This window comes from Kocuria sp. CPCC 205235, from assembly GCF_040980905.1.
GTDB lineage: Bacteria > Actinomycetota > Actinomycetes > Actinomycetales > Micrococcaceae > Kocuria > Kocuria carniphila.
The window spans coordinates 1-26,837 of the sequence record NZ_JAVKPR010000006.1 but is presented as its reverse complement, the minus strand read 5'-3'; the positions used below and the strand labels follow the sequence as shown (position 1 = coordinate 26,837).

25 protein-coding genes are annotated in these 26,837 nt (G+C 65.4%); 24 read left to right on the top strand and 1 reads right to left on the bottom strand.

The genetic code is table 11. From position 1 onward, the window contains the following. The first annotated feature begins 157 nt into the window (after window positions 1-157). Window positions 158-3,811 (top strand): chromosome segregation protein SMC, encoded by a 3,654-nt coding sequence (smc, locus tag RF638_RS06050; RefSeq protein ID WP_368841589.1) that lies wholly within the window; start codon window positions 158-160, stop codon window positions 3,809-3,811. Between the two features lie 119 nt (window positions 3,812-3,930). Here smc and RF638_RS06045 read toward each other — a convergent pair whose 3' ends face one another. After that, a complete protein-coding gene (locus tag RF638_RS06045; RefSeq protein WP_368629282.1) occupies window positions 3,931-5,262 on the bottom strand; it encodes an MFS transporter in 1,332 nt (443 codons plus the stop codon). A gap of 85 nt (window positions 5,263-5,347) precedes the next feature. On the opposite strand from RF638_RS06045, the gene ftsY reads away from it, so the two are divergent. From ftsY to RF638_RS05930, 23 genes are all read left to right on the top strand, one after another. Continuing rightward, a complete protein-coding gene (gene ftsY, locus RF638_RS06040) occupies window positions 5,348-6,415 on the top strand; it encodes a signal recognition particle-docking protein FtsY (protein ID WP_368841634.1) in 1,068 nt (355 codons plus the stop codon). 273 nt (window positions 6,416-6,688) lie between these two features. Beyond that, the gene (locus RF638_RS06035) at window positions 6,689-8,005 is read left to right on the top strand and encodes an ammonium transporter (protein WP_368841588.1); all 1,317 of its coding nucleotides are present in this window, start codon (window positions 6,689-6,691) and stop codon (window positions 8,003-8,005) included. Next, a complete protein-coding gene (locus RF638_RS06030) occupies window positions 8,002-8,340 on the top strand; it encodes a P-II family nitrogen regulator (protein WP_095798276.1) in 339 nt (112 codons plus the stop codon). The genes RF638_RS06035 and RF638_RS06030 overlap by 4 nt, the downstream gene beginning before the upstream one ends. A gap of 155 nt (window positions 8,341-8,495) precedes the next feature. Next, window positions 8,496-10,079: a signal recognition particle protein gene (gene ffh / locus RF638_RS06025; RefSeq protein ID WP_129700526.1), complete on the top strand. Its 1,584-nt coding sequence runs from the start codon at window positions 8,496-8,498 to the stop codon at window positions 10,077-10,079. A 7-nt stretch (window positions 10,080-10,086) separates the two neighbouring features. Further along, window positions 10,087-10,581, top strand: a complete 495-nt coding sequence (locus RF638_RS06020; RefSeq protein WP_095798274.1) for an NUDIX hydrolase — start codon at window positions 10,087-10,089, stop codon at window positions 10,579-10,581. Then, on the top strand, window positions 10,578-11,459 hold the full coding sequence (locus RF638_RS06015; protein ID WP_095798273.1) for a hypothetical protein: 882 nt from the start codon (window positions 10,578-10,580) through the stop codon (window positions 11,457-11,459). The genes RF638_RS06020 and RF638_RS06015 overlap by 4 nt, the downstream gene beginning before the upstream one ends. Next, window positions 11,459-12,844 (top strand): sensor histidine kinase, encoded by a 1,386-nt coding sequence (locus RF638_RS06010; protein ID WP_129700529.1) that lies wholly within the window; start codon window positions 11,459-11,461, stop codon window positions 12,842-12,844. The genes RF638_RS06015 and RF638_RS06010 overlap by 1 nt, the downstream gene beginning before the upstream one ends. Then, window positions 12,841-13,560 (top strand): response regulator transcription factor, encoded by a 720-nt coding sequence (locus RF638_RS06005; protein ID WP_095798271.1) that lies wholly within the window; start codon window positions 12,841-12,843, stop codon window positions 13,558-13,560. Before RF638_RS06010 ends, RF638_RS06005 begins: the two co-directional genes overlap by 4 nt. Window positions 13,561-13,795: 235 nt before the next feature. After that, window positions 13,796-14,740 carry an ABC transporter ATP-binding protein gene (locus RF638_RS06000; RefSeq protein ID WP_095798270.1) on the top strand — a complete coding sequence of 315 codons (945 nt, stop codon included), beginning with the start codon at window positions 13,796-13,798 and terminating at the stop codon, window positions 14,738-14,740. Then, on the top strand, window positions 14,737-15,945 hold the full coding sequence (locus tag RF638_RS05995; RefSeq protein WP_129700535.1) for an ABC transporter permease: 1,209 nt from the start codon (window positions 14,737-14,739) through the stop codon (window positions 15,943-15,945). The genes RF638_RS06000 and RF638_RS05995 overlap by 4 nt, the downstream gene beginning before the upstream one ends. 178 nt (window positions 15,946-16,123) lie before the next feature. Then, on the top strand, window positions 16,124-16,588 hold the full coding sequence (gene rpsP, locus RF638_RS05990; protein ID WP_129700537.1) for a 30S ribosomal protein S16: 465 nt from the start codon (window positions 16,124-16,126) through the stop codon (window positions 16,586-16,588). 2 nt (window positions 16,589-16,590) lie between these two features. Continuing rightward, the gene (locus tag RF638_RS05985; protein WP_031273282.1) at window positions 16,591-16,836 is read left to right on the top strand and encodes an RNA-binding protein; all 246 of its coding nucleotides are present in this window, start codon (window positions 16,591-16,593) and stop codon (window positions 16,834-16,836) included. Window positions 16,837-16,944: 108 nt separating this feature from the next. Then, a complete protein-coding gene (gene rimM, locus RF638_RS05980) occupies window positions 16,945-17,496 on the top strand; it encodes a ribosome maturation factor RimM (protein WP_368630499.1) in 552 nt (183 codons plus the stop codon). A 4-nt stretch (window positions 17,497-17,500) separates the two neighbouring features. Next, window positions 17,501-18,313, top strand: coding sequence for a tRNA (guanosine(37)-N1)-methyltransferase TrmD (trmD, locus tag RF638_RS05975; protein WP_095798266.1), 813 nt, complete (start codon window positions 17,501-17,503; stop codon window positions 18,311-18,313). Window positions 18,314-18,512: 199 nt separating this feature from the next. After that, window positions 18,513-18,875 (top strand): 50S ribosomal protein L19, encoded by a 363-nt coding sequence (rplS, locus tag RF638_RS05970; RefSeq protein WP_095798265.1) that lies wholly within the window; start codon window positions 18,513-18,515, stop codon window positions 18,873-18,875. A gap of 11 nt (window positions 18,876-18,886) precedes the next feature. Beyond that, window positions 18,887-19,570: a S26 family signal peptidase gene (lepB, locus tag RF638_RS05965; RefSeq protein ID WP_368629277.1), complete on the top strand. Its 684-nt coding sequence runs from the start codon at window positions 18,887-18,889 to the stop codon at window positions 19,568-19,570. Window positions 19,571-19,619: 49 nt separating this feature from the next. Then, window positions 19,620-20,414, top strand: coding sequence for a signal peptidase I (gene lepB, locus RF638_RS05960; protein ID WP_238663099.1), 795 nt, complete (start codon window positions 19,620-19,622; stop codon window positions 20,412-20,414). Between the two features lie 2 nt (window positions 20,415-20,416). Next, window positions 20,417-21,103, top strand: coding sequence for a ribonuclease HII (locus RF638_RS05955; protein WP_238663100.1), 687 nt, complete (start codon window positions 20,417-20,419; stop codon window positions 21,101-21,103). Window positions 21,104-21,205: 102 nt separating this feature from the next. Next, the gene (locus RF638_RS05950) at window positions 21,206-21,622 is read left to right on the top strand and encodes a YraN family protein (protein ID WP_238663101.1); all 417 of its coding nucleotides are present in this window, start codon (window positions 21,206-21,208) and stop codon (window positions 21,620-21,622) included. Window positions 21,623-21,807: 185 nt separating this feature from the next. After that, complete coding sequence (locus RF638_RS05945; protein WP_368841587.1) at window positions 21,808-22,725, top strand: hypothetical protein; 918 nt, start codon at window positions 21,808-21,810, stop codon at window positions 22,723-22,725. A gap of 266 nt (window positions 22,726-22,991) precedes the next feature. Continuing rightward, window positions 22,992-24,536 carry a YifB family Mg chelatase-like AAA ATPase gene (locus RF638_RS05940; RefSeq protein WP_368841586.1) on the top strand — a complete coding sequence of 515 codons (1,545 nt, stop codon included), beginning with the start codon at window positions 22,992-22,994 and terminating at the stop codon, window positions 24,534-24,536. Continuing rightward, on the top strand, window positions 24,533-25,795 hold the full coding sequence (gene dprA, locus RF638_RS05935) for a DNA-processing protein DprA (RefSeq protein WP_368841585.1): 1,263 nt from the start codon (window positions 24,533-24,535) through the stop codon (window positions 25,793-25,795). Before RF638_RS05940 ends, dprA begins: the two co-directional genes overlap by 4 nt. Continuing rightward, window positions 25,770-26,741 (top strand): tyrosine recombinase XerC, encoded by a 972-nt coding sequence (locus RF638_RS05930; protein WP_368630495.1) that lies wholly within the window; start codon window positions 25,770-25,772, stop codon window positions 26,739-26,741. Before dprA ends, RF638_RS05930 begins: the two co-directional genes overlap by 26 nt. Window positions 26,742-26,837 lie beyond the last annotated feature (96 nt).

The window sequence follows — 26,837 nt, the reverse complement described above, 5'->3', positions numbered from 1 at the left end:
TGCAGCCAGCGGTTCTCGGCCGTTTCTCTGCAGGCTGACTATTGACGAGTCCCAGAACCGCAGGCCCGCACGGGTACAGTGGTGTGGTTGCGCGGGCCCGCTCACCCCCGGACGAGGGCCGCGCGGTGGTGAACATCTCACGCTAGGAGCCGTAAACGTGCACTTGAAGACCCTCACCGTGCGCGGTTTCAAGTCTTTCGCTTCGGCAACCACCTTTAATTTCGAGCCCGGTGTGACCGCGGTGGTGGGCCCCAACGGCTCCGGCAAATCCAACGTGGTGGACGCACTCTCGTGGGTCATGGGCGAGCAGGGAGCCAAGTCACTGCGCGGCGGCAAGATGGAAGACGTCATCTTCGCCGGGACCTCGGGTCGTTCCGCACTCGGGCGCGCACACGTATCGCTGACCATCGACAACGCCGACGGCGCCCTGCCGATCGAATACAGCGAAGTCACCATTTCTCGCACGCTCTTCAGGACGGGCGGTTCCGAATACGCAATCAACGGCCGCTCGTGCCGCCTGCTGGACATCCAGGAACTACTCTCCGACTCGGGTCTGGGCCGCGAGATGCATGTGATCGTGGGGCAGGGTCAGCTGGACCGGATCCTGCAGGCCACTCCCGAGGACCGCCGAGGCTTCATCGAAGAGGCCTCGGGCATTCTGAAACACCGCCGCCGCAAGGAGAAGACGCTCCGCAAACTCGATTCCCTGCAGTCCAATTTGGACCGCCTGGAGGACCTGGTGGGGGAGATCCAGCGGCAGTTGACGCCCCTCGGACGGCAGGCACGCACCGCGCGCAAGGCCCAGCGCATCCAGTACGACGTGCGCGACGCCAAATCCCGTTTGCTCGCCGATGACGTGGTGCAGGCTCGCGCCGCGCTACAGACCGACAGTGCTTCCAGCGAGAGGACGCGAACCGAAAAGCAACGCCTGGAACAACTGGTGGACCAGATTGCGGCACGCTTGCAGGAGACCGAGGCCCAGGCCGCCCGCACGGCTCCAGTCCTCAATGCCGCCCGCTCGAGCTGGTATGAACTCAGTACCGTGCGTGATCAGTTCCGTGCGCTGTCCTCGCTGGCGGGGGAGCGGCGTCGGCTCCTGGGGTCCGCCGAACCGGAACAGGACACGGGCAAGGACGCGAATCGGCTGGAGGAACAGGCCGAGCGCAGCCGGGCTGAAGCCGCCGGGCTCGAAGAACGCGTTGTCGAATCCCGGGAGCACCTGGCGTCGGTGGAGACCGCCCGGCAGGAGGCCGAGGAGGTTGCACGGGCCGCCGAGCAGCGCACCGCTCAACTTGTGCGCGAGGCCGCAGACCGCCGCGCTGGGCAAGCCAAGTTGGCCGCCGCAGTGTCATCGGCGCGGTCCGGTTTGTCCTCCGCGGAAGCCGACATCGAGCGGCTGCGCGTTGAAATCAACGATGTCATTACCCGCTCCGAAGGCGCTCGCGGCGAGCACGCCCAACTCCACGAACGAGCCGAAACACTCCGCGCGGCCGCCGCGCGCAGTGCGGAACTCGCGGAACAGGCCCGCGAGAACGCCGATCAGGCGGAAACAGCGGCTCGCCAGGCCGAGGCCGAACGCCAGCGCGTGCTGCGCGAACACCATTCCGTGACCGTTCGCTTGGACACCCTGCAGCAGTCGATGCCGCAACCCGACGGTTCGCAGGCCGTCTCGGCGAGCCACGGAGATTCCGTGCTGGGTGCGGTCTCGGACGCGGTGCGCGTGGCCGAAGGCTGGGAACGTGCGGTGGGCGCCGCGTTGGGGCCGTGGTCCGAGGCGCTCGCGGTCCGTTCCCACACCCGTGCTGCGGACATCTTTTCCTCCCTGCGCTCCGAGGACCTCGGTCGCGTCAATGTCCTGGTCGCCTCCGGGGCCGACGGCGCTGGGGAGCCGACCGCATTGAACCTGCCTGACGGGGCGGTGCGGGCGGTCGAGGTGCTCTCCGGATCGCCTGACACCTCGACCGATTCTGCGGCGCAAGCCATTCTCACCGCGGTGCGCGGATTGCTCGCCACCACGATCCTGGTTCCCGACGCCGCCGCGGCCGTCGCCGTGTTGGACGCGGCCTCGGAGGCGGGGACCACCGGCATTCGAGCGGTCACCACCAACGGTGACGTCTTCGGCGCTCATCGGGCCCAGGGCGGTGCCGCGGAGGCAGCCGGCAGTCTGGAGATTCACGCGCAGATCGACAAGGCCCGCACGGAATCCGCGCGCTGGTCACGTGAACTGGACACCGTCTCGGCCGCGGCGAAGGATGCCGAAGCCCTGCGGGTAGAGGCAACCACGAAGGCTCGCGAGGCCGGTGGCGTGGCACGTGATCAGCAGAAGGCCGCCTCGGAGGCCGCGAATGCGTTGAGCCGTGTTGAAGCTGTCTTGGCGTCCGCGGATGCGGAACTGCAGCGCCGTCGTGAGGCCGTGGCAACCGCGGAGCAGCGGCTGGGTGAGCGCGAGGCGCAACTTCAGGACGCGGTGGCCCGCGCCGAGGCCGTGGAGAGCGGCGATGATGAAACCCTCGAGCGAGATCAGTTGGAAGCGGCGTCGGCGAAGGATCGTGCCGAGCGCGCGGCCCGTGAGGCGCGCGAAACCGAGACCCAAGCCCGACTGGCCCTGCGCGGGTTGGAAGAACAACACCGATCGGTCCAGTCCCGGGCACAGTCCCAGGCACGCGCCGCTCAGGCAGAGCGGGTAGCCCAGGCCGAGGCCGCGCGGCGCGCCGAACGACGCCGCGTACAGGCCACCATTGCGCAGGCCGTGGTGCAGGCTTCGGACTACCTGCGGCTGCGCGCCGACGAGTCCGTGACCGAAGCTGCCCGGATCAGGGACGCGGCGGACGTGGAACGAGCCGGACTGGACGAGGCCGCCGGACGGCTGCGTGCGGAACGGGACGAGCTGGCCAAACAGCTCAACACCGTGACCGAACAACTGCACCGGGAAGAGCTCGACCTGGCCCAGCGGCAGGCCAAGCTGGAAGCGCTAGAGAAGTCCTCCCTCGAGGAACTCGGTATGACGCTCGACTACCTGGTGGACCGTTACGGCCCGCACCTGCCCGTGCCGGACGCCGATGACGTGTTGGAAGCCGCCCAGGACGCGGAGGAACGTGACGAGGTCCAAAACGTGGATCGCATGCCGACCATGACGGACCCGGGCGCACCGTTCCGTCGCGAGGAGCAAGAGACCCGGCTACGCCGCGCGGAGAAACAGCTCAAGGCACTGGGCAAGGTCAACCCGCTGGCGCTCGAAGAATTCGCCGCGCTGGAAGAACGCCACAGCTTCCTGGTCGAGCAGCTCGAGGACGTCAAGAACTCCCGCGCGGATCTGCGCAACATCATTCGGCAAGTCGACGAACACGTGGAACGCGTGTTCACCGAGGCCTACCAGGACACCGCCGAGCAATTCGTACAGGTCTTCGCGACCCTGTTCCCCGGAGGCGAGGGACGGCTGCGACTCACGGACCCGGACGACATGCTCACCACCGGCGTGGACGTGGAGGCACGACCGGCGGGCAAGAAGATCAAGCGGTTGTCCCTGCTGTCCGGTGGCGAGCGCTCGCTGACCGCACTGGCGTTGCTCGTGGCCATTTTCAAGGCCCGGCCCTCACCGTTCTACGTGATGGACGAGGTCGAGGCCGCCCTGGACGACCGCAACCTTGGCCGCCTGCTGACCATCTTCCAGCAGCTGCAGGAGAGCTCGCAGCTGATCATCGTGACGCACCAGAAGCGCACCATGGAGATCGCGGACGCCCTCTACGGAGTGTCGATGCGAGGGGACGGCGTCAGTCTGGTCGTGGGGCAGAAGCTCGCGGAACTGCGCTGACCCGCGGTGAACTGAAACGCGGTGGACTGGACCTTGTTACCCGAACTAGGCTCACCCACCTGCACTGGACCGACCTGGAGTCACCAGACCTGGGCGGAACCGACTCCCGCTGTCCCGGATCAGGCTCGCTGGTCCTGGCTGCCCGGGTTTTTGTTCTCGGGATTCTCTTCCGGGGGCAGGGTCTCTTTGGCGGGCAACCACGCGAGCGCGGCCAGCAGCATGAGGCCACCAGAGACACCGAAAGCCCATCCGAACCCGGCGGCGTCTGCCAACGCTCCGGCCAGGATGGGGCCCAGGATCTGACCGGCGTCCGCGCTCATCTGGTAGCGCGAGAGCACCTTGCCGCCGGCGCACTCCGGACCGATCACGTCCGCCACCGCGGCCTGCTGACCGGGGTTGAGGGTGCCGGACCCCATCCCGGAGATCAGGGACAGGATCACGAACAGGGGCACGGAAGACACCAGTCCCACACCGATGGTCGCCAGGGCACACACGACCAAACCGGTGAGGATGAGCGGTTTGCGGCCCAGCTTGTCGGTGAGTCGCCCGGTGAAAGTCAGAGCCAGTGCGTTGCCGGCCGCGAACACGGCCAGCGCCAGACCGGCGACCTGCGGACCCTCGCCCACCAACTGCACGGCCAACAGCGGGATCAGCGCAACGCGCACGCCGTAGGCGGTCCAGCCTGTCGCGAAACTGGAAACCAGGGCGGAACGGTAGGCACCGACCTCGAAGGCCTCGCGGAATTTCATGGGAGGCTGCGGATTCTTGGCCTTGCGGGCCGCCAAGGTTTCGTCCTTGAGCCGGAAATACACCACGGCGGAGGCAATCAACAGCGCCACGGCGTACACGATGAAGGGGGCCTGCATTCCGAATCCGGCCAACAGGCCGCCCACGACCGGTCCCAGAATGCCACCCAGCAGAAACGCGGTGGCGTAGTAACCAGAGATCCGCCCGCGCATCCTGGGCGGCGCCAATCGAACGATCAAGCCCATGGCCGAGACGGTGAACATGGTGGAACCGATACCGCCCAAGCCGCGGAACAGCAACAGCTGCCAATAGGTCTCGGCGAACGCCGTGGCCGCAGAGGACACAGCCACGACCAACAGGCCGATCAAATAGGTGGGCCGCTCACCCAGTTTGTTCACGACCGCGCCACTGGCCGGAGCGAACAGCAACCGGCACAGCGCGAAAGCACTCACCACGGCAGAGGCAGCGGCAACACCCACGCCGAAGCTCGAGGCGAACTGCGGCAGCACCGGAGCCACGATTCCGTATCCGATGGCGATCACGAACGCCGCCGCGATCAACACCTTGATCTGTGACGGAACCTTCTCTTTGGTGCGGTCCGAGCCACCGCCCGTGGAGTCGGCCGGGGGGACCGTGGGTTGTGGTCCGGTGGCGGGCAGATCGGAGGGATCGGTGCGCGTCGGATCTTCGTATGGGCGGGACACGTCGAACAGTTTATGGAACATTAGAAGAGTGACCACGACTCAATGGATTTGGATACTCGTTATAGCCGTCGTAGCGGTGGCGCTCATGGTGATCTTCGGCACCATGCTGCTCCGCAAGCCCAAGGCACCCAAGGGCGGCTACCAACAAACCAGGGACGTGGATGACGTCTCACCGGGCGAAGGCGACGTGCTCGTCGAGGAGCGCCCCACCACCACGCTGGAACGGCCCGAATCGGCCATGGGGCGTCTCGCCCGGTTGCGCGGTCGCCTGTCCAAGTCGAACAACGTGCTGGGCAAGGGGCTATTGGCTCTGCTGACCCGTGAGCGCATCGACCAGGACGTGTGGGACGAGATCGAGGACACGCTGCTGATGGCGGACCTCGGTACGGATGCATCCCTCGAACTGGTCGAGAACCTGCAGAAGCGCGTGCGCATCGAAGGCACTCAGGACCCTGCACACGTCAAGGCCATGCTGCGCGAAGAGCTGCTCAAGCTCGTGGATCCCACCATGGACCGCTCCATCAACTCGGTGGGCGCCCCGGGCAAGCCCGCGGTGGTTCTGGTCGTGGGAGTCAACGGGGTGGGCAAGACCACCACTGTGGGCAAGCTCGCTCGCGTTCTGGTGGCCGAGGACAAAGACGTGCTGTTAGGTGCAGCGGATACGTTCCGCGCAGCGGCTGCCGATCAGCTCGAGACCTGGGGCGCCCGGGTGGGCGTTGCCACGGTGCGTTCCGAACAGGAAGGCGCGGACCCGGCGTCGGTCGCCTTCGACGCGGTGCAGGCCGGTGTCGATCAGGAATCGGACGTGGTGCTCATCGACACCGCCGGTCGCCTGCAGAACAAGGCCGGTCTGATGGACCAGCTGGGCAAGATCAAGCGTGTGGTGACCAAGGCCGCCGAGGTGGACGAGGTCCTGCTCGTGATCGACGCGACCACCGGTCAGAACGGGATGACCCAGGCCAAGGTCTTCGCCGAGGCCGTGAACATCACCGGCATCGTGTTGACCAAGCTCGACGGCACCGCCAAGGGCGGCATCGTGGTCGCCATTCAGCGTGCGCTGGGCGTGCCGGTCAAGCTCATCGGCTTGGGCGAGGGTCCCGATGATCTCGCTCCCTTCGATGCCGAGCAGTTCGTGGACGCGCTGCTCGACTGAGGACGACACCGCTGCGGTAGTTCTCGGCGCCCGCCCCGTTTCGGGGTGGGCGCCTTTTCGTGCCCGCGCTTGTCACGCGGATGTTCGTTCGGGCGGCGCCGCGTAACCGCGGGAGTTTGAACCGTGATCTGTAACACGGTTGTCACGAACCGTGGACAAATGAAACACGTGCGAAACCAACCCTGAACCACAACCGAAACACGCGCGCTCTTTACTCATTACCAACGGACAACCGTTGTACGGAACTTTGAGATTGAGACGAGGTGAGCTCGCGTGGAATTAACGGCGGGACACGTGTGGACTTTGGTGGCGGCGGGGCTGGTGTTCTTCATGACACCGGGGCTCGCGCTTTTCTACGGAGGCATGACCCGGGCCAAGGGTGTGCTGAACATGATGATGATGAGCTTCATCTCCATTGCGATCGTGGCCGTGGTGTGGGTGTTGTGGGGAGCGTCCATGTCTTCCGGAGACGCGATCCTGGGCGGACTGGTGGCTGATCCCACCGCCAGCTTCGGCCTGAACGGCCTGGTCGGATCCGAAGACCTGCTGGGCAGTGCCTTCGGCATCACCTTCGCGATCATCACCGTGGCGCTGATCTCCGGTGCGATTGCCGACCGCACCAAGTTCGGCAGCTGGGTCGTGTTCACCCTGGTGTGGATCACCGCGGTGTACTTCCCCCTGTCCTTCATGGTGTGGGGCGGTGGCCTGTGGTCCGAGGGCGGCGCCCTGGCGGAGATGTTCGGCGAACCCATCGACTTCGCGGGTGGCTTGGTGGTGCACATCAACGCCGGCGTGGCAGCATTCGTGCTGATCCTGCTCATCGGGGCCCGCAAGGGCTTCGGCCAGGACTCCGGCCAGCGACCCCACAATCTGCCCCTGGTGATGCTGGGCGCGGCGATCCTGTGGTTCGGGTGGTTCGGCTTCAACGTGGGTGCGGCTGCAACCGCTGAACAAGCGGCGTTGATCTGGACCAACACCCTGGTCGCACCTGCTGCCGCCATGCTGACCTGGTTGCTGACCGAGAAGATTCGCGATGGTCACGCGACCTCCCTGGGCGCAGCCTCCGGCGTGGTGGCCGGTCTGGTGGCCATCACGCCCGCGTGCGCCAACGTCTCACCACTGGGTGCGATCGCCCTGGCCGCGGTGGCCGGTGTGCTGTCCGCGCTCGCGGTCGGCATGAAGTACAAGATCGGCTTGGACGACTCACTGGACGTGATCGGCGTACACCTGGTCTCGGGCATCGTCGGTACCGTGGCGCTCGGTTTCCTGGCGATTCCGTCCGAGGGCGAGGCCGGACTGTTCTACGGTGGCGGCTGGGCGCTCATGGGTGCCCAAGTGACCTCCACCGTGTTCGCTGTGCTCTACACGGGTGTGCTCACGCTGATCATCGGAATGCTCATCAAGGTCACGATGGGTCTGCGTATCTCCAGCCAGGACGAAGTGGACGGCATCGACGTCACCCAGCACGCGGAATCCGCGTACTCCCTCAAGGACGAAGCGACCGGCTACTTCGCCGGAACCTCCCCGGCGCGCCCCCTCCCGGGTACCGCTGAGGCCCCCGTCCACGCCAAGGAAGGATCTTCCCTGTGAAACTCATCACCGCCGTTGTACGGCCCGACAAGTTCAGCGACGTCAAGGACGCACTGGAGGCCTTCGGAATCCAAGGAATGACAGTGCTGACCGTGCACGGCTACGGCAGGCAGCGCGGCCACACCGAGGTCTACCGCGGAGCCGAGTACACCGTGGACCTGTTGGAGAAGGTGCGCATCGAAACACTCGTGGCGGACGACATCGCCGCGGACGTGGTCAACGTGATCGTCTCTTCCGCCCACTCCGGATCCGCCGGTGACGGCAAGGTGTGGGTCACCTCGGTGGACGAGATGGTGCGCGTGCGCACCGGCGAACGTGGGGAGTCCGCGCTCTAGCGGCGCGGCGGCGTCGACAACCGAAGAAGAGCGAACGCACCGCGGGGCAAGCAAGGAGCCCCGCGGTGCGTTCGCCTCGTTCCGGGGACCGGGCTCGGCTTGATAACCTGGGACACTGACCCCATCCGTTGACCGACGAAAGCAGCGACTGCCCCGTGTTCAACTCACTGTCCGACCGGCTTACAGCGACCTTCAAGAACCTGCGCGGCAAGGGTAGGTTGTCCGAAGCGGATGTGGACGCCACCGTTCGGGAAATCCGGCGCGCCCTTCTCGAAGCGGACGTCGCCGTTCCCGTGGTCCGGGAATTCACGGCCATCATCAAGGAACGCGCTCTGGGTTCCGAGGTCTCCGAGGCGCTGAACCCCGGCCAGCAAGTGGTCAAGATCGTCAACGAGGAACTTCAGAACGTTCTGGGTGGCGAAACCCGTCGCATCAACCTGGCCAAATCCGGTCCCACCGTGATCATGCTGGCCGGTCTGCAGGGTGCCGGTAAGACCACCTTGGCGGGCAAGCTCGGTAAGTGGCTCACGGACCAGGGGCACAAGCCCGTTCTCGTGGCCTCTGACCTTCAGCGCCCCAACGCCGTGACCCAGCTCCAGGTGGTCGGTCAGCGCGCGGGCGTTCCGGTGTTCGCCCCCGAGCCCGGTGCCACCTCGGAATTCGACGACCCCACCGGTGATCCCGTGGCGGTTGCCCGCGACGGCGTGGCGCACGCGCGCGCCAAGCTCTACGACGTGGTCATCGTTGACACCGCCGGCCGCCTGGGCATCGATGAAGCCCTCATGCGCCAGGCCCGAGACATCCGCAACGCCGTGAACCCGGACGAAGTCCTTTTCGTCATCGACGCCATGGTCGGCCAGGACGCTGTCAACACCGCCAAGGCCTTCGACGACGGCGTGGACTTCACCGGCGTGGTGCTCTCCAAGCTCGACGGCGACGCCCGCGGCGGTGCCGCACTCTCCGTTCGCTCGGTCACGGGCAAGCCCATCATGTTCGCCTCCACGGGCGAGGGCGTGCGCGACTTCGAGCAGTTCCACCCGGACCGCATGGCCTCGCGCATCCTGGACATGGGTGACGTCCTCACGCTGATCGAGCAGGCAGAGAAGCAGTGGGACAAGACCGAGGCCGAGCGCATGGCCAAGAAGTTCACCGATCAGGAGGACTTCACCTTCGAGGACTTCCTCGCGCAAATGCAGCAGCTGCGCAAGATGGGCTCGATGAAGAAGATGCTGTCCATGATGCCCGGTGCAGCCGGTATGCGTGAGCAGCTCGAGAACTTCGACGAGCGCGAGATCGACCGTGTAGAAGCCATCGTGCGGTCCATGACCCCGCACGAGCGTGTGGCACCCAAGATCATCAACGGCTCACGCCGCGCCCGTATCGCCCGCGGCTCCGGCGTGTCCGTGTCCGAGGTCAACCAGCTCATGGAGCGTTTCGCCCAGGCACAGAAGATGATGAAGCGCCTGGCCCAGGGCAAGGGAGTTCCCGGTATGCCCGGGGGTATCCCCGGTATGGGTGGCGGCGCCGGAGGCGGCGCGGGTAAGAAGAGCAAGGCCAAGAAGAAGGGGGCCAAGGGCTCGCGTTCGGGTAACCCCGCCAAGCGCGCTCAGGAGAATGCCGCGATTGCCAGCGGTCAGAAGCCCGCGGCCAAGGGCAGTGCCTTTGGGGCACAGCAGGATCAGCCGGATCTGGAGTCCTTGAACCTTCCCAAGGGCTTTGAAAAATTCCTCAGAAAGTGAGTCGGTAGTGGGTTCATACCTTTCAGACCAAGAACTGCGAGAGTTCATCGGCACGCTCCCCACGCGACGGCTAGCGGCGTCGGCCGTCATTCGTGACGAGAACGGTCGCGTGCTCACGGTGGAACCCAACTACAAGTCCGAGTGGACCCTGCCCGGCGGCACGGTAGAGGCGGGGGAGGACCCCCGCAGCGCGTGCTTCCGCGAAGTGGTCGAGGAAGTAGGGCTGCACCTGCCCGAGGGTCGCATGCTGTTGATCATGCACGGACTCAACATGGGCATGTGGGGGGACTCGGTCGCATTCCTCTACGACGGCGGTCAGATTCCCTCCGACTCGCAGATCACGGTCCAGGAGGAAGAACTGCTGTCCTACCGCTGGGTTGCTCCGCAGGATCTGGAGACCGTGCTCTCGGCCGGCATGGCACAGCGAATCCGCGACGCACTGGAGGCCCTGGAGCAGGGCACCGTGGTCGAACACGTAATTGACGGAGGAAAGCGTTCATGACAGACCAACAACTCAATCGGGTGGCGGTCCTGGTGCACGCTGACGCGCCCGAATTGCCGTTCCTGGCCAACCTCCTGGACGCGAGTTTCACCGCGGTCACCCGCAACGGGTGGGCAGTGGTGCTGCCGGACGAGAACACCGATCCCGCATTCATCGCAGCCGTCCACCCGGGCGAGATGTGCATTGCGATCTCCTCAGACGGTGCCGAGCGCAGCCTCACCGTGTACTCGCGTACGGATCCTGACCGTGACGAAGAGGCAGAGCTCAACCATCAGATCGAGATGGGACGCATTGCGACGCTGCGCTGGGAAGCCGAGCACAGTGACATCGCCGACATCCTGGGCGGCGAGGGCGATTCTGCGTCGCAACCGCAGGTGAGCACGGACGTCGAACGGGACACCAAGGTCGCCGTGGAGGCCATCGCCTCGATCTGCTCCCTGGACGCCGCAGCAACCGCTCGTCTGGAAAACTACGCAGCCACGCCCAGCTCGGGCTTGCTGTTGGAATCGGTTCTGCAGCTGCTGGGCGTGCCGGTGGTGGCCGCGAAGCTGGTGGAATCCGAACGTTCCGTGGAAGACATGGACGACGCCCACCATTACGAGCCCAAGTCCCTCGGGTTGTCCTTGGTGGATGCCATGACCACCGAGCCCTCCGGCAATGATGTGGTCTCTCGGGTTCAGCGTGCGTACTTCCGCCACCCCGAGATCCTGTTGGCAGTGGGCGGTGCCGAACTGGTCGCGGGCTCCACGTTGGCCGCCCTCGCCCGTCGTGGTGGTCGAGGTTCGCGGGTTCTCGGAACGGCATCCGCGGTGCTGCTGGCCGACGCCGCGGGGCAGGCCGCACTGTGGGCGGCGGTGCGGGCGCGTAAGAAATCCTAGTGGCTCGGTTCCCCTGGGCCCGCGGGTGGGTTGCGGCGCTGTCGGATCCGGACGAACCGGATTGGCAGCGGCCGCGTCCCACATCCCACGAACTCGTCCGGGACGTGTGGTTGGCGGCGGCGGTGGCCGCCGCCTCCGTGCTTTCCTTGGCGCTGATCGAAAGCTACACGTCGTTCTCCTCAGACCAGCCCTGGTGGCTGGGCTATCTCGTGTCGGTCCTGATCGCTGTGCCGCTGGCCTTCCGGCGCCGCTACCCGGTGGCCGGGGTCTTGGCGGCCACGGCCGTGTTCGTGTGGGCCTATTACGTTGCGCCCCACGTCAACATTCAGTTGTTCTTCCAGATCGCGTCTTTCGCGAGCCTGTACTCGATGGTCGCTTGGGCCCGTTCCCGGCAGCTCGTGACCCTCATGGTGGTGGCGATCGCGGTCTTCACCGTGGGATGGCTCATGATCGACTGGACGATCACGAACTCCTACGCTGAACTTCTGGACGATATCGAGGAGACTTCCGGTCCGTTCTCACCCGCAGTGGGCATCATGGGGTACTCCGTGATCATGAACGTCGTCTACTTCGGCGGCGCCGTCATCATGGGCAGGGCCTCGTGGCGTCGTGCACTGGACCGCCGCAGGCTCCGCGAGCAGGCCTGGCGGATCGCCCAGCAGTCCGAGCAGCTGGCCAATCGTGCGGTGGTCGAGGAGCGGTTGCGCATTGCGCGCGAACTCCACGACGTGGTCGCTCATCACGTCTCCGCGATCGGAATCCAGGCCGGTGCTGCTCGCACCGTGATGACCAAGAACCCGGAGGCCGCGGCGGCCGCGCTGACGACCGTGGAAGCCTCCAGCAGGCAAGCTGTGACGGAAATGCGTGAGTTGTTAGGCGTGTTGCGCGCCGAGGACGGCAGCGTGCTGCCCTCCCAGTCCCGCACACCCGAACCGGGATTGAGTGAGCTGGACGATCTGGTGGCTTCCCACGCCAAACATGGACTGGCGGTCACGTTCAACACTTCACTGGAACAACCCGACGATCTCACCCAGCTGCCCGGCTCTCTTCAGCTGACCGTTTACCGGTGCCTGCAGGAGGCCCTGGCCAACGTCACGCGACACTCCACAGCCCGTGAAGCAACGGCCGTGGTCCGCACCGGATCCACAACGGTCGATGCCGAGGAACCTCGAACCGAAGCTTGGGTTGAACTGGAAGTCACCGATCACGGGCAGTCCAAGCCGGGCACGGAGGGTTCGGGGTTCGGACTCAAAGGCATCACCGAGCGTGCGCGGCTGTACAACGGCGTTACCGAGATCGGCCCACGCACGCCCGGCCCGGGCTGGCGCGTTCGCGTGCGCATTCCCCGTCCCCTCACCCGCGCTACCCAGGAGGTCACCCCGTGATCCGAGTTCTGTTGGCCGACGATCACGAGCTGGTGCGATCCGGTTTCGCGCTCATGCTCACCGTCGAAGAGAACGTTGAGGTGGTCGGGCAGGTCGCCAACGGCAAGGACGCCGTGGCCCAAGTGCTCGCCGAACCGGTGGACGTGGTGCTCATGGACGTCCAGATGCCCGTGATGGACGGCATTGAAGCCACGCGCTTGATCACTGAAGCCACGGACACCAAGGTCATCATCCTCACGACCTTCGACCGCGACGACTACCTCTTCGACGCGTTGCGCGCCGGGGCCAGCGGTTTCCTGCTCAAGAACGCCTCGCCGGAGGACCTTGTCGCGGCGGTCCTCGCGGTGGTCGATGGCCACGCACTCCTCGCGCCCGAGGCCACCCTGCGAGTGGTCCAGCAACTCGCCCAGCACGACGCCGTTCGGGGACCACGCGCGGAACCGGCCGGGCCCGCGGGCGGACTGACAGCGGCGTCGTCAACCGGAACTCCCGAGCGAACAGGAGAGCAACAGCGCATCATCGACTCGCTCACGGCTCGCGAGCGAGAGGTACTCACCCTCGCGGCGGAGGGGCTGTCTAACGGGGAGATCTGCGACACGTTGGTCGTGGGACAGGCCACGGTCAAGACCCACATCTCCAATGTGCTGGCCAAGGTGGGTGCCCGGGACCGCGTGCAAGCGGTGGTTTTCGCCTATCGATCAGGCATGGTGTCCTGACCCGTCACTGGTCCCACTGCGCCACGTCTGCCACGAGTCGACTGGCCCCCAAGCCGGCTCTCGTCCGGACGACAACCGGGACAGCGACACCCCACATACACCGCAGGGTGGAGCTCAAGTTCCGCCGCCGGGCTGATCTCTTCGACTGCCGGTCCTCCTAGGCTGGAATCAGCCAGCCGCGCCGCGTCGCGCACACGCTATGGCTGCGCGAACGGCATAGATCCGAGGAGGCAGCATGAGGTTGAAAGAACCGGGGGCCGCGTACAGCTCCGTCCACTACTCACCACCGCGCGCCGGCGGCACGCTGGAGGCGCTGGACCTGACGCGACGGTTCGGGGACCGGACAGTGGTGGACGAGGTGTCGTTTCGCGTGGAGCCCGGGCAGATGACGGGGTTCGTGGGCGCCAATGGTGCGGGCAAGACCACCACCATGCGAATGATTATGGGCGTACTCAACCAGCACGGCGGCACCGTGCTGTGGAACGGCCGACCGATTGACGCCCGCGCGCGCTCGCGGTTCGGGTACATGCCCGAGGAGCGAGGTCTGTACCCCAAGCAACGGATTGCCGATCAGCTGGGTTACCTGGGGCAACTCCACGGCATGGAACGCTCCCGGGCCCTCACAGAGGCCCACCGACTGCTGGACCGCTTCGGCCTGGGGGAGCGAGCCAAGGACCGGCTCGAGACACTGTCGCTGGGTAATCAGCAGCGCGTCCAGGTCGCCGCGGCCCTGCTTCACGATCCCGTGGCCCTGGTCCTGGACGAACCGTTCTCCGGGCTGGACCCGACCGCTGTCGATGCCATGGTGGGGCTGCTGCGCGAATACATGGCTCGCGGGGTACCGGTGCTGTTTTCCTCCCACCAACTGGATTTGATCGACCGACTGTGCGACGCGCTGGTGGTCCTGGACAGTGGCACGGTGCGCCTGGCCGGGCCCGTCGAGCAATTACGCGGTGCGCGGCCCGAACAATATCGGTTGGTGTGCACCGCTGATGCGGGCTGGACCCGTGGCCAACCCGGGGTGGAGGTCGTGGACCTCGACGGCAATACGGCCATCGTTACGCCGGCGGACGCGGAAGCCCGCAATCAGCTGACCAGACAAGCGGCGGACCGCGGAATGGTGGAATTCGCTCGGCTGCGTCCTTCGCTGGGAGATCTCTATCGGGAGGCCATCTCATGAGCCACGACACGACCACCACAGCGGCCGCAGAAGAGGAACAGACCACACAGGTGTCCGCCCCGTGGCTCACCGTCATGAATCGCGAGATCGGCGTCAAACTGCGGGACCGCGCTTTCGTGCTGTCCACTGTGCTCACGGTCCTGGGCATCATCGGACTCACCGCGTTCATGTTCTTCATGGGTGAGCGCACCACCAGCTACACCGTGGCCGCCACGGACCCGCAATCGGTCACGGTGGCGGAGGCGGCCCGGGACTCGGCCGAGGACAAGACCACGCTCGAGGTGCAATCCGCCTCGCCCGAGGAGGCTCGTGAGCTCCTGCAGAACGAAGACATCGATGCCGCCGTGTCGCGCAGTGACAACGAATGGGTCCTGACGGCCCGCAACTCCATGGATGCTTCCCTGAGCGGAATGCTCTCGGACGCAGCCAAGGACGTGACCGCGCAGCAGAACGCGGCGGACGCCGGAACCACCACGGAACAGCTGACGGCCGGTTCAGAGGTGCAGACGCGCACCCTCTCGGACGAACCGGATCGCGGCGTGGCGGCCAACGTACTGGGCTTCGTCTTCGCCATGCTGTTCTACACCGCCGCCATCATCTTCGGCATGGCCATTGCCAACTCGGTGCTCGAGGAGAAGCAGAACCGGGTCGTGGAGATCCTGGCCACCGCCATCCCGGTGCGCCACATCCTCTACGGCAAGGTGGCCGGTAACTGCCTGCTGGCATACGCGCAGATCATTCTGTACGGGGCCGTGGGGTTACTGGGCGTGAATCTGCTCGGCCGGGCGGAATCGATCGGGTGGATCCTGCAGGCCTCCGGATGGTTCATCGGGTTCTTCGTGGTGGGCTTTGCCGCCCAGGCGAGCATCTGGGCGGTGCTGGGTTCGCTGGCCTCTCGCACGGAGGACCTGCAGTCCAACACCGGCCCCATCATGTCCGTGTTGATCGCGGCCCTGCTCGTGGGGTTGTTCGCCAAGGGAACCTGGCTCACCGTGGCCTCCTACGTGCCACTGGTCTCATCGGTGGCCATGCCCGTGCGGATGTTGACCGATACCGTGCAGTGGTGGGAACCGTGGCTCGCCCTGGGGCTGTGCGCCGTGTTCGGACTGATCATGTTCCGTGTGGGGGAGCGGGTCTACCAGCGCGCAGTGTTCCAGGGTGGTCAGGCGCTCACGTGGCGCAAGGCTCTCAGGCTCGAGAGGTAGACCACGTTCCATCTGCACTCACAGGTTTGACACGTGTGGCACAATAGACGGGTACTCGAACCGTGCGGACCCTCTCACCGCACGTGTGTCGCGTCCACAGGAAATCCCACCAAGACCCGCCCCACGGGTGCAAGTGTGTGCATTTCCGACCACATTCGAAACAGGAGTAACCACTCAAGTGGCAGTTAAGATTCGTCTCAAGCGCATGGGTAAAATGCGCGATCCCCGTTACCGCGTTGTCATCGTCGACTCCCGCAAGAAGCGCGATGGTCGTGTCATCGAGGAGGTCGGCGTCTACCAGCCGACCGAGCACCCCTCCTACATCAACCTGGTTTCCGACCGGATCCAGTACTGGCTCGGCGTGGGCGCACAGCCCTCTGACGCCGTGGCAGCACTGCTGAAGATCACCGGTGACTGGCAGAAGTTCAAGGGTGAGCCCGGTGCCGAGGGTACCTATAAGGCCCCCGAGACCAAGGCTGAGTTCGTGGCACCCGACAAGGGTTCCGTGATCATCCCCGAGGCCATCACCCCCAAGGCTGACAAGGCCGAGGCTTCCGAGCAGGCCGAAGCGCCCGCCGAGGAAGCTTCCACCGAGGGTGCGGCTGAGGACTCCACGGAGGACAACGCCGAGAAGGCAGAGTGAGCATGCTCGCCGAGGCTCTGGAACACCTGGTTCGCGGCATTGTGGACAGCCCCGAGGACGTCACCGTTCGCTCACGCGAAGGACGCCGCGGGCAGATCCTCGAGGTTCGGGTTCACCCCGATGACCTCGGCCGCGTGATCGGGCGTTCCGGACGCACCGCCAAGGCCTTGCGCACCGTCGTGACGGCCCTGGCACCCGGCGAAAATGTGCGCGTAGACGTGGTCGATACCGACCGTCGTCGTCGCTAAAGACCGCGCGTACGTGAACGGCCCCTGTTTCCTGCAGACGCGGGAGACGGGGGCCGTCATCATTTGGTAAAAACATCGCACTGGTCCAGATCCGGCAAAGGAGATCTCATGAGCGTTCGGATTGCACGCATCGGAAAGCCCCACGGCGTGCGCGGGGAAGTCACGGTGCAACTGTTCACCGACGATCCCGAGTCGCGTTTCGCGCCCGGGTCGAACCTGAGCATCCAGTGGCCTCAGGGGCAGGCCGACGCCGCCGCGGGACTTCCCGAGACCCTCACGACCGCGGGTTTTCGCTGGAACAAAAAAGTGCTGATTGCCCGCTTCGAGGAGATCACCGACCGCAACCGCGCAGAAGAGATGCGCGGGGCACAGCTGTATGCCGAGGCCCACGAGGTGGAACTCGAGGACGACGAATGGCACCAGGACGATCTGCTCGGTCTCATGGCCGTGGACACCACCCGAGACGATCGCGAGGTCGGAAAGGTCACCGCCCTGATCTCCGGAGCGGCTCAGGACCTGTTGGAACTCGAAATCGTGGGGGAGCGGCGTCGTATTCTGATCCCGTTCGTCGAAGAAATCGTGCCTGAGGTGGATCTGGAAACCGGCCGCGTGCTGTTGACCCCGCCCGCCGGTCTGCTGGACCTGGGCTCGGAGGAGTAGCACCGTGCGCATCGATGTGCTGAGCATCTTCCCCGAGTACCTGGCGCCGTTGGAACTGTCGTTGATCGGTAAGGCCATGACGGACGGCGTGCTGGACCTGTCCGTGACGGATCCACGGACCTTTGCCACGGACCGGCACCGCACGGTGGATGACACCCCGTACGGCGGTGGTGCCGGAATGGTGATGAAACCCGAACCGTGGGCACAGGCGCTCGAGTCCGTGACCGCGGCGTCGCCGTCGTTCCGGAAGCCCGTGCTGGTCGTGCCCTCACCGGCCGGCGAAGTCTTCACCCAGGACGTCGCGTACGAACTGGCCGACGAGGAGCACCTGGTGTTCGCGTGCGGCCGCTACGAAGGAATCGACGAACGCTTCATCGACTGGGCCTCCGAACACGCCGTGGTGCGTCCCATGAGCCTGGGTGACTACGTGCTCAACGGGGGAGAAGTGGCCGTGCTGGCCATGGTCGAGGCCGTGACCCGGCTGATCCCCGGGGTGATCGGCAACCCGGAATCCCTCGCCGAAGAATCCCACACCGGCGGGCTGCTCGAATACCCCGTGTACACCAAACCGGCCATGTGGCGAGAACGCGCCATCCCGGACATGCTGTTGTCCGGTCACCACGGGAACATTGCCCGCTGGCGCCGTGACCAGCAACTGCACCGCACTGCTCAGCGCCGCCCGGACATGATCGAACAGCTCAACCCGGCGGACCTGAACAAGGCTGATCTGGCCATCCTGCGCGAGCACGGATTCCAGGTGGTCAACGGGTCGTTCCAGGTCTGTGCCCCCGCCCCCGCTGACGGCGCACAGGGCTAGCCGAAATATGGCATAATGGGTCGCTGTGCGTGAGTTGGGCACGCCCCTGCCGCAGGGGGGAGAGCGACCAACAACCACGCATTCGAAATCACCACACCGGCCCGATTTCGACATACTTCTGCGCGTTGGCTCAAACCTTCACGGCTGAGCCGCGCGGACCACACGCGATCGACCTGCGGCAGTCGCGAGGAGAAAAAGCATGAACCTTATCGATCAGCTTGATGCCAAGTCCCTGCGTAACGACATTCCGGATTTCCGCCCCGGCGACACCCTGAATGTCCACGTGAACATCATTGAAGGCAGCCGTTCGCGTGTCCAGGTCTTCAAGGGCTACGTCATGGGCCGTCAGGGCTCCGGCGTGCGCGAGACCTTCACCGTTCGCAAGGTCAGCTTCGGTGTTGGCGTGGAACGTACCTTCCCGGTGCACTCCCCGATCATCGACAAGATCGAGCTCGTGAGCCGCGGTGACGTGCGTCGTGCCAAGCTCTACTACATGCGCGATCGCCACGGTAAGGCCGCTCGTATCCGCGAGAAGCGTGACTCGAGCGCTTCGAGCAAGTAAGCATTTTCCACGTGCATCTGCACTCGGAACGCACGGAGGGCCCGGCATCTGCCGGGTCCTCCGCTGTACGTGCACCCCTTTCCCCGCGGCGCTGGTGGCTGCGGGTCGTCACCCTTGCCGTACTGTCGGCTCTGCTCATCGCCGCCGTGGTACGTGCATTCGTGGTGGATGTCTACTGGGTGGGTTCCAACTCGATGGAGCCCACGCTGCAGGGCGGGGATCGGGTGCTGGTCAGCAAGCTCGCCGACACGGATGAGCTGCAGCGCGGAGAACTCGTGGTTTTCGACGGTCGCGGTTCCCTGGACCCGTTGCATTCCACGGACCCCTGGTACACCCAGGCGGTCAACGGTGTGGGTCGCTGGCTGGGTCTGAACGGATCGTCCACCGCGTACGTGAAGCGTGTGATGGCGGTGCCCGGAGACTCCATCGAATGCTGTGACGCTCAGGGCAAGATCACGGTCAACGGCCAGCCTCTCGAGGAGGAGTATCTGTACGCTGGCGACCGGCCCTCGGACATTCCCTTTGCCGTGCACGTTCCCGCTGATCGCGTTTGGCTCATGGGGGACCACCGCAGTGAATCTGTGGATTCGCGTTCTCTGTTGGGTGCACCCGGCGGTGGGCTGATCCGCACGGAACGCATCATCGGAACCGCAGAACGGGTGTTGTGGCCCCTGGACCGAGCCCGGGACTTGTAGTCTGCCCATGGGTGCAGACACCCACCATGTCAGGAAGGAACACGGCGTAGTGACTGAAGAACGTCCATCAGATTCCGCGGGGGAGCAGCCGGAGCAGGAGCCGTTGCGGCCCCGCCGGTCCTCGCGTTCGTCCCGTTCCTTGGCCTCGCGGAGCGCCAAGAAGGCCAATTCGGCCTGGAGCTCCGTCAAGGAAATCCTGATCGTGGTGGTCCTGGCCATCCTGATCGCCTTCATCGTCAAGACCCTGTTCGTGCGGGGTTTCTACATTCCTTCCGGCTCCATGGAGAACACTCTGGAGTTGGATGACCGAATCTTCGTGAACGTCATGAGCGCCAATCTGGGGAACATCGACCGCGGCGACATCGTGGTCTTCGATGACACCAAGAACTGGCTCCCCTCCCAGCCGCAGGGTAGCGAGGGCCTGGGCGGAGCCATCCAGAGCGCCCTGTCCTTCGTGGGAATCCTCCCGGACAGCGGTGATCAGGCCCTCGTCAAACGCGTGATCGGTCAGGGCGGTGACCATGTGGTCTGCTGCGACGCTGACGGCAAGATCAGCGTGAACGGCACGCCGCTGGACGAGACCTACGTGTACCCGGGTGCCGTGCCGTCCGAGATCCCGTTCGACGTGATCGTTCCGGACAATCATTTCTTCGTGCTCGGCGATCATCGCAACGCCTCCGCCGACTCCCGCGTGCACCTGGCCAACAACAACGCGTTCATCCACAAGGAAGACATCATTGGCACCGCGTTCGTGATCGCATGGCCGCTGGATCGCTTCCAGATCTTGCACCACCCGGAACAGGTCTTCGCGGACGTTCCGGCCACCGGCTCTTCCGACGACTGATCGTGGGCTCACGAGTCACGAGTGATCCCGGCATCGATCTGGAGCGCGAACTCGCCGCGCAGGGTCTGCGGTACGTGGGCGGCATGGACGAGGTGGGTCGCGGCGCACTGGCCGGTCCCGCGAGCGTCGGGCTCGTGGTGTTCGACGCCGCCGCCCTCGATAGCGCCGATCCTTCCGTTTGGCACGGGGTACGGGATTCCAAGGCACTGACGGCCAAGCGCCGCGAAGCACTGGCCCCGGCCATCGATTCGTGGGCCGCAGCCTGCACCGTGGGCCACGCTCAACCCTTCGAAATCGACCGACTGGGAATCAGCGCCGCCCTTCGACTGGCCGGACTCAGGGCACTGGCCCAAGCGGCGTCGTCGGGGATCAGCGTGGACGGGCTGATCCTGGACGGGTCCTACAACTGGTTGCGCACCGAACCAGTGCTGGGCCAGGAAACCGACCCGTGGGGCGTGCCCGCGGTGGTGCGCACCCTGGTCAAGGCCGACGCCCACTGCGTCTCTGTGGCGGCCGCATCGATTGCCGCCAAGGTGGAGCGCGACGCAATCATGCGCAACTACGCGGGGGAGTACCCGGCGTACGGCTGGGAGTCGAACAAGGGCTACGGGAGTGCGGTCCACCGGGCCGCGATAGTGGAGCACGGCGCGACCCCGCTGCATCGGGTGAGTTGGAACTTGGGCATTTAGCTCCGTTCGGGTCGTGGCAATGTCCGGGTCAATCGAGCATGCGCACTCCACAGGCACACGTTAGCCATGTTCATGGGAGCGCTGGATCGTCACGATGGTTCCATGAGTATTTCTCGCGTGTCCCCAGCCGCTCCGGATCCGCCCGCGACCCACATCAGTACGGGCCGCTCCGGGGAAGATCTGATTGCCGATCTGCTGACCCGCGCCGGATGGCATGTGTTGGATCGCAACTGGCGAGCCACCCCAGCAGATCACCCGGTGCGCGGTGAATTGGACATCGTGGCGGAACGCGCGGGCGCGGTCACGATCTTCGAGGTCAAGACCCGAACAGGGTCCGGCTTCGGTCACCCGGCTGAGGCCGTGGGACCCGAGAAGCTGCAACGTCTCCATCGGTTGGCCCGCGCATGGGCTCGGGAACACGGTTGGTCAGAGATCCCCAGTGTGGACGTGGTGTCGGTGCACTGGCCGGCCGGGGATGCCCCGCGCGTCGAACACATGGGGTCGCTGAGCTGGCACTGATATCCAAAGGTCACAATTTGATGGACTCCCGGCGTGCTGAGTGACATCCGCAGCCCAACGTGCCACGGTAGGTCGGGGGTCGAGAACGGCACCCTGAACAGTCGATGATCAGTGGGGGTCGCTTGGTGACATTCTTTCTGCCACGCAGGCGCGCCATGGGTGTGTTGATAGCCGCGGGACTTTCCGTGTCCCTCCTGACCGGCTGTAACGACGGGGACGAGCAAGTCCCGGAGGAATCGCCGTCGGTCTCGGCCGAAACGTCGAGCGCCGGTCTGCGTGGCGGAACGTTCAATGCCCGTTTGCCCTCGGGCGCATCCGTGCGGATCACCCTCCCCGCAACGCCGCCGCCCGACGAGGATGTCGACAAGCTCCGCAAGGACGCCGGGGTAGAGCGAGCGTTGTACGCGAAAATCAGCATCGACAATCGGAACGGCCGTCAGCCGGTCTCCGTGAGCAGGCTGGTGTTGACCGCCGAGGACGGTTCCATTTACCGACTCGACGCTCTTCCCAAGGTAGCGCCCGAATGGACATCCGAGCGGGGCGATAACGGGGAATGGACGAATGCCGGTGGTGATCGGGTCTCCGAAGAAAAGGCACGGGACATCGACCGTCGCGTGGATGACACCGTGGCCAAGTACACCGGCGACGTGCCGGTGGGTGGCCGAGGCGATGAAATTCTGGTGGGAGACCTGAGTCGTTTGCCGGCGACGTTCGCGAGCATGGAACTGATTCCGTCCATGGGCGACTCCGAGGAACGAGCTGTCAGACCCAGCCCGGACAGCCGCAACGAACCTGCCGCGCCGCGCCCCGCGTCCCCGGCGGATCCAGCCGAACCGGAAGCTCCGGAGGAAGACCCCCCTCCGGGGGATCCGGGGGATGAGACCACGGAAGAGGAACCTCCCGCCGATGGCGGCGGTTCCGAGTCGACCACCGATCCCGTTCCCGAAGAGCCCACGGATGCCCCTGCGCCGCCGCAGGAACCGGTGCCATCCGAACCCGGTACTCAGCCCACCACCGCGCCCGAGGCGGGAGCATCGGTGCCCCCTGTCGCGCCATCTGTTCCCGCTCAGGCGGTGGGGGAGCAGCAACCTGTGCAGCCGTGACGGCCTGAACTCCACTCACTGATGGACCTTTTAGTCGGCGGCTCACTGAGCTGGGCCTGTGGGCCATGGCTCGTTATCCATGGATTGCTGATTGCGTTCTCCGGTCGCCGTGCGGAGCCCACTCCAGAACTGCACAGCGGGCGGTAGGCTCTGTGCCGTGTGGGCCCGCGCCGTCATGGTGGTGTCATGCCCAGACACTCGCATTCACAGCTTGTTCGTCGCCCCCAGCGACACGTCCGCCGCCCGTACCTGCGAAGTGATGCGCGATGACCGGCTTCGCACGGACCAAGTCCGTGGCGTTGGTCGGGTTGGACGGTCACGTGGTTGACGTTGAGGCTGATATCGGCCAATCGTTGCCAGCCTTCAGCATCATCGGGCTCCCGGACCAGGCGGTGAACGAGTCACGGGAGCGTATTCGTGCGGCCGCGCGCAATGCCGGGATCAAGCTTCCCGCGCGGAAGATCACCGTCAACCTGTCGCCGGCCACGCTTCCCAAGCGCGGTTCACATTTCGACGTCGCTGTGGTCATGGCGGTGCTCACGGCGCACGGTGCCATTCGGGCTGCTTCAGACACTGTGTACCTCGCCGAACTGGGTTTGGACGGGTCATTGCGTCCCGTGCGGGGCGTGTTGCCCGCGGTGCACGCGGCGGTACTGCACGGGCATTCCACGGTTGTCGTAGCCAGGGAAAATTACGAAGAGGCGCGGCTGGTGTCCGGTGCCGAGGTCACCGCCGTCTCGCATTTGGCGGAACTGCTCGTGATGCACGGCGCCGACCCGCAGCTGTTGAACAGGGTGCCCGGGGGTAGCAAGTCACCGGACGGCTGCACGGACACGGCTGAGAATACGGAAGCTCCGGATCTTCGGGATGTGGTGGGGCAGATCGAAGGGCGGCAGGCGTTGGAAATCGCAGCCGCCGGGGGCCATCACCTGATGATGGTGGGACCACCGGGTGCCGGGAAGACAATGCTCGCCGAACGGCTGCCCGGAATCCTCCCGGATCTGGACGACCACCAGTCACTCGAGGTGACCTCGATCCATTCCCTGCGCGGTGACTCGCGCTGTTCCGAACTGATCCGCAGGCCACCCTTGCAGGCCCCCCACCACAGCATTACGACGCCCGCACTGTGTGGCGGGGGCAGTGGAATCCCTAGACCGGGCGCCATCTCACTGGCCCACCGGGGTGTGTTGTTCCTGGACGAAGCACCGGAGTTTGAACGGCGGGTGTTGGACACGCTCCGTCAGCCCCTCGAGTCCGGAACAGTGACCATTGCGCGCTCGCAGAACGTGTCCCGATATCCCGCCAAGTTCCAACTGGTTCTCGCTGCGAATCCGTGCCCGTGTGGTCAAGCAGAGGGAGTCGGGAATCGATGTACCTGTACCGCTCACCAAAGGCACCGGTATTTCAACAAGCTGTCCGGGCCACTTATCGACCGCGTGGACCTACAACTGCGGGTGCCCGCCGTGACCTATCACGAGCTGAACTCCGCGCGGGGTGAGCCTCCGGAGGACAGCGCGAGTGTGGCCGAACGGGTCGGTGCGGCAAGGGCTGCGCAACGCGAACGGTTAGCTCGCTACGGACTGCAGCTCAACAGCGATGTCCCCGGTTCTCTTCTGCGCAAAGCGTTGTCTCCCGAACGGAACACTGTTCAGTCACTGAAGAAAGCCATGGACAACCACACCCTGACCGCGCGCGGCTACATCCGGGTGCTCCGTGTCGCATGGACCCTCGCTGACTTGGCCGGTGCCGGATCTCCCAGCTCAGAGCACGTGCAACTCGCACTCTTCTTCAAGACCACGGTGACCTCATGAACCAGCCAATGGCAGACCACGAATCCCCCGCGACGTACAGCGATGAACTGCGCGGAGCCAGAACCCAACTCGCCCGCATGATCGAACCGGCCGATCGCGCGGGCATGGCCCTGTTGCACTGTCTGGGGCCCATCACCCTGCGGGACACCATCACCTCTCATCAGAGACCGCCGGGGTGGCTGCTCCAAAAAGTCCAGACCGCAATGGCCACGTGGGGACTTCGCAGTAAGCCCGCCGACCTGGGGGACCGTTTCGAGGCCTGGCGCTCCCGACTGCCGGCGGTCGACCCTGACACGGATGCTCGCCATGCTCACTCCCTGGGCGCATGGGTGGTGATTCCGGAGGATCCTGACTGGCCCGAACCACTCGATGACCTGGGTCTGAACAGACCCATTGCGCTCTGGGGGCGCGGGGATCGCAGCAAACTCCCCGGTCTCGCGCACAGCGTGGCCGTGGTCGGATCTCGTAATGCTAGTGCTTACGGCGCGGCCGTAACTCGGGACATCACGCATCACGTCAGTGGCGAGGGGTGGTGCGTGATCTCGGGCGGGGCCTACGGGATCGATGCCGCCGCGCACTCCGCGGCGCTCACCGCGGGCACTGCGGAGCCACCCACGGTCGCAGTCCTAGCCTGCGGGGTGGACAGGTTCTATCCGAGCGCCAACGCGGGCCTGCTGAGTCGTATCGAGGAACACGGGATGCTGCTCAGCGAAGTTCCACTGGGTTGCTCACCCACGCGATATCGGTTTCTGCAACGTAATCGGCTCATCGCTGCGCTGTCCCGGGCCACGGTGGTCACGGAGGCCGCCTGGCGGTCCGGATCACTCAACACCGCTCACCACGCCGAATCCCTGTCGCGGGAGGTCGCGGCCGTACCCGGTGATGTCCTGAGCGGGGGTTCGGCCGGTTGTCACAAACTGATCAGAGAAGATCACGCCATCCTGGTCAACAACGGTGCCGAAGTCTTGGAACTGCTCGGCACCCTCGGCAATGACGCAGCCCTGGGCATCCAGGCCGAGCAGGACGACGTGGCGCAGCGGCCCGAGGATTCGCTGGAGCCGCATTTGCTACGCCTCTACGACGCCCTGCCGCTGAGACAGGATGCCGATCCGTCCAATCTGTGCCGAGTGTCCGGGCTGTCACCGACGGAAGTCATGACCGGCTTGTCCACGTTGCGATCCCGGGGACTGGCAGCAGACTCCCTGTTGGGATGGCGCCGAGTAGGCTCGAAGAATGCCCCAGGAACATCCCGCGCATGAACCGGAACAGGACCACGAGACGGCAACGGCCCTCTCGGAGGAGATCGCGTTGTTTGCCCGGCACCTGCGACATGAGAAAGCCAGGAGCGAACACACCATCCGCTCGTACGTGGGGGACCTGGAGGAGTTGTCCGCATGGATGACGGCCCGCCGGCTCAAGGGACTCGAGGATCTTGACCGTGAATCCCTCCGAGGCTGGCTCGCGCAGCGGCATCAACGGGGATTGGCCCGCAGTTCGGTGTCACGGGGGATCGCTTCGGTTCACACGTTCTGTCGGTGGGCGGTGGACAACGGTCGGCTGGACCATGACCCGGCCGCGTCCGTGAAAGGGCCCAAAACAGGTCAACACCTCCCCGAGGTGGTCAACTCGACCGCGTTGTCCGACCTGCTCGACGGCTTGGCCGCCGCGGCAGAACAACCCGCTGAGGATGATCGCTCCGCGGCTCTGGCGGCCCGGGATTGGGCGCTCGTCGAACTGCTTTACGCCACGGGGGCCCGCATCAGCGAAGTCGTCAACCTCAACGATTCGGACGTAGATCGAAGCATCAAAGTGATCACCGTGACCGGCAAGGGAAACAAGCAACGGAGAGTGCCCTTCGGCGACCGGGCAGAGCAGGCTCTGGAGGTGTGGCGGCGTCGTCGTGAGGTCGTGGCCACGGAGAAGTCGGGTGCCGCAATGTTCCTGGGTGCACGCGGCGGAAGAATCGACGCCCGGGTTGCGCGACGGGTGGTCGCCGATGCCCTGCAGGCCGTGCCGGACACGCACGCGAGCGGTCCGCACAGCCTCCGGCACAGCGCGGCCACGCACCTTCTGGACGGGGGAGCGGACCTGCGGAGCGTGCAGGAACTCCTGGGACATTCCACCGTGGCCACCACCCAGATCTACACCCACGTCTCGGTCGAACGACTCAAGAATGCCTATGCTCAGGCGCATCCCAGAGCCTGACATGTTGGCGGCGCAACGGCTTTAGGCGTCTTGCCTCATGTCAAGATGTCCGGATGGTGTTCGTGCTTGCCTCAGGTGAAATGTCCGCGTAGCTCA

Coding starts and splice junctions, on each gene's coding strand:
- ftsY (WP_368841634.1), top strand. CDS start 5,348: ATGGTGATCTTCGGCACCATGCTGCTCCGCAAGCCCAAGGCACCCAAG.
- RF638_RS06015 (WP_095798273.1), top strand. CDS start 10,578: ATGACAGACCAACAACTCAATCGGGTGGCGGTCCTGGTGCACGCTGAC.
- RF638_RS06000 (WP_095798270.1), top strand. CDS start 13,796: ATGAGGTTGAAAGAACCGGGGGCCGCGTACAGCTCCGTCCACTACTCA.
- RF638_RS05995 (WP_129700535.1), top strand. CDS start 14,737: ATGAGCCACGACACGACCACCACAGCGGCCGCAGAAGAGGAACAGACC.
- RF638_RS05985 (WP_031273282.1), top strand. CDS start 16,591: ATGCTCGCCGAGGCTCTGGAACACCTGGTTCGCGGCATTGTGGACAGC.
- rimM (WP_368630499.1), top strand. CDS start 16,945: ATGAGCGTTCGGATTGCACGCATCGGAAAGCCCCACGGCGTGCGCGGG.
- rplS (WP_095798265.1), top strand. CDS start 18,513: ATGAACCTTATCGATCAGCTTGATGCCAAGTCCCTGCGTAACGACATT.
- RF638_RS05950 (WP_238663101.1), top strand. CDS start 21,206: ATGAGTATTTCTCGCGTGTCCCCAGCCGCTCCGGATCCGCCCGCGACC.
- RF638_RS05940 (WP_368841586.1), top strand. CDS start 22,992: ATGACCGGCTTCGCACGGACCAAGTCCGTGGCGTTGGTCGGGTTGGAC.
- dprA (WP_368841585.1), top strand. CDS start 24,533: ATGAACCAGCCAATGGCAGACCACGAATCCCCCGCGACGTACAGCGAT.
- RF638_RS05930 (WP_368630495.1), top strand. CDS start 25,770: ATGCCCCAGGAACATCCCGCGCATGAACCGGAACAGGACCACGAGACG.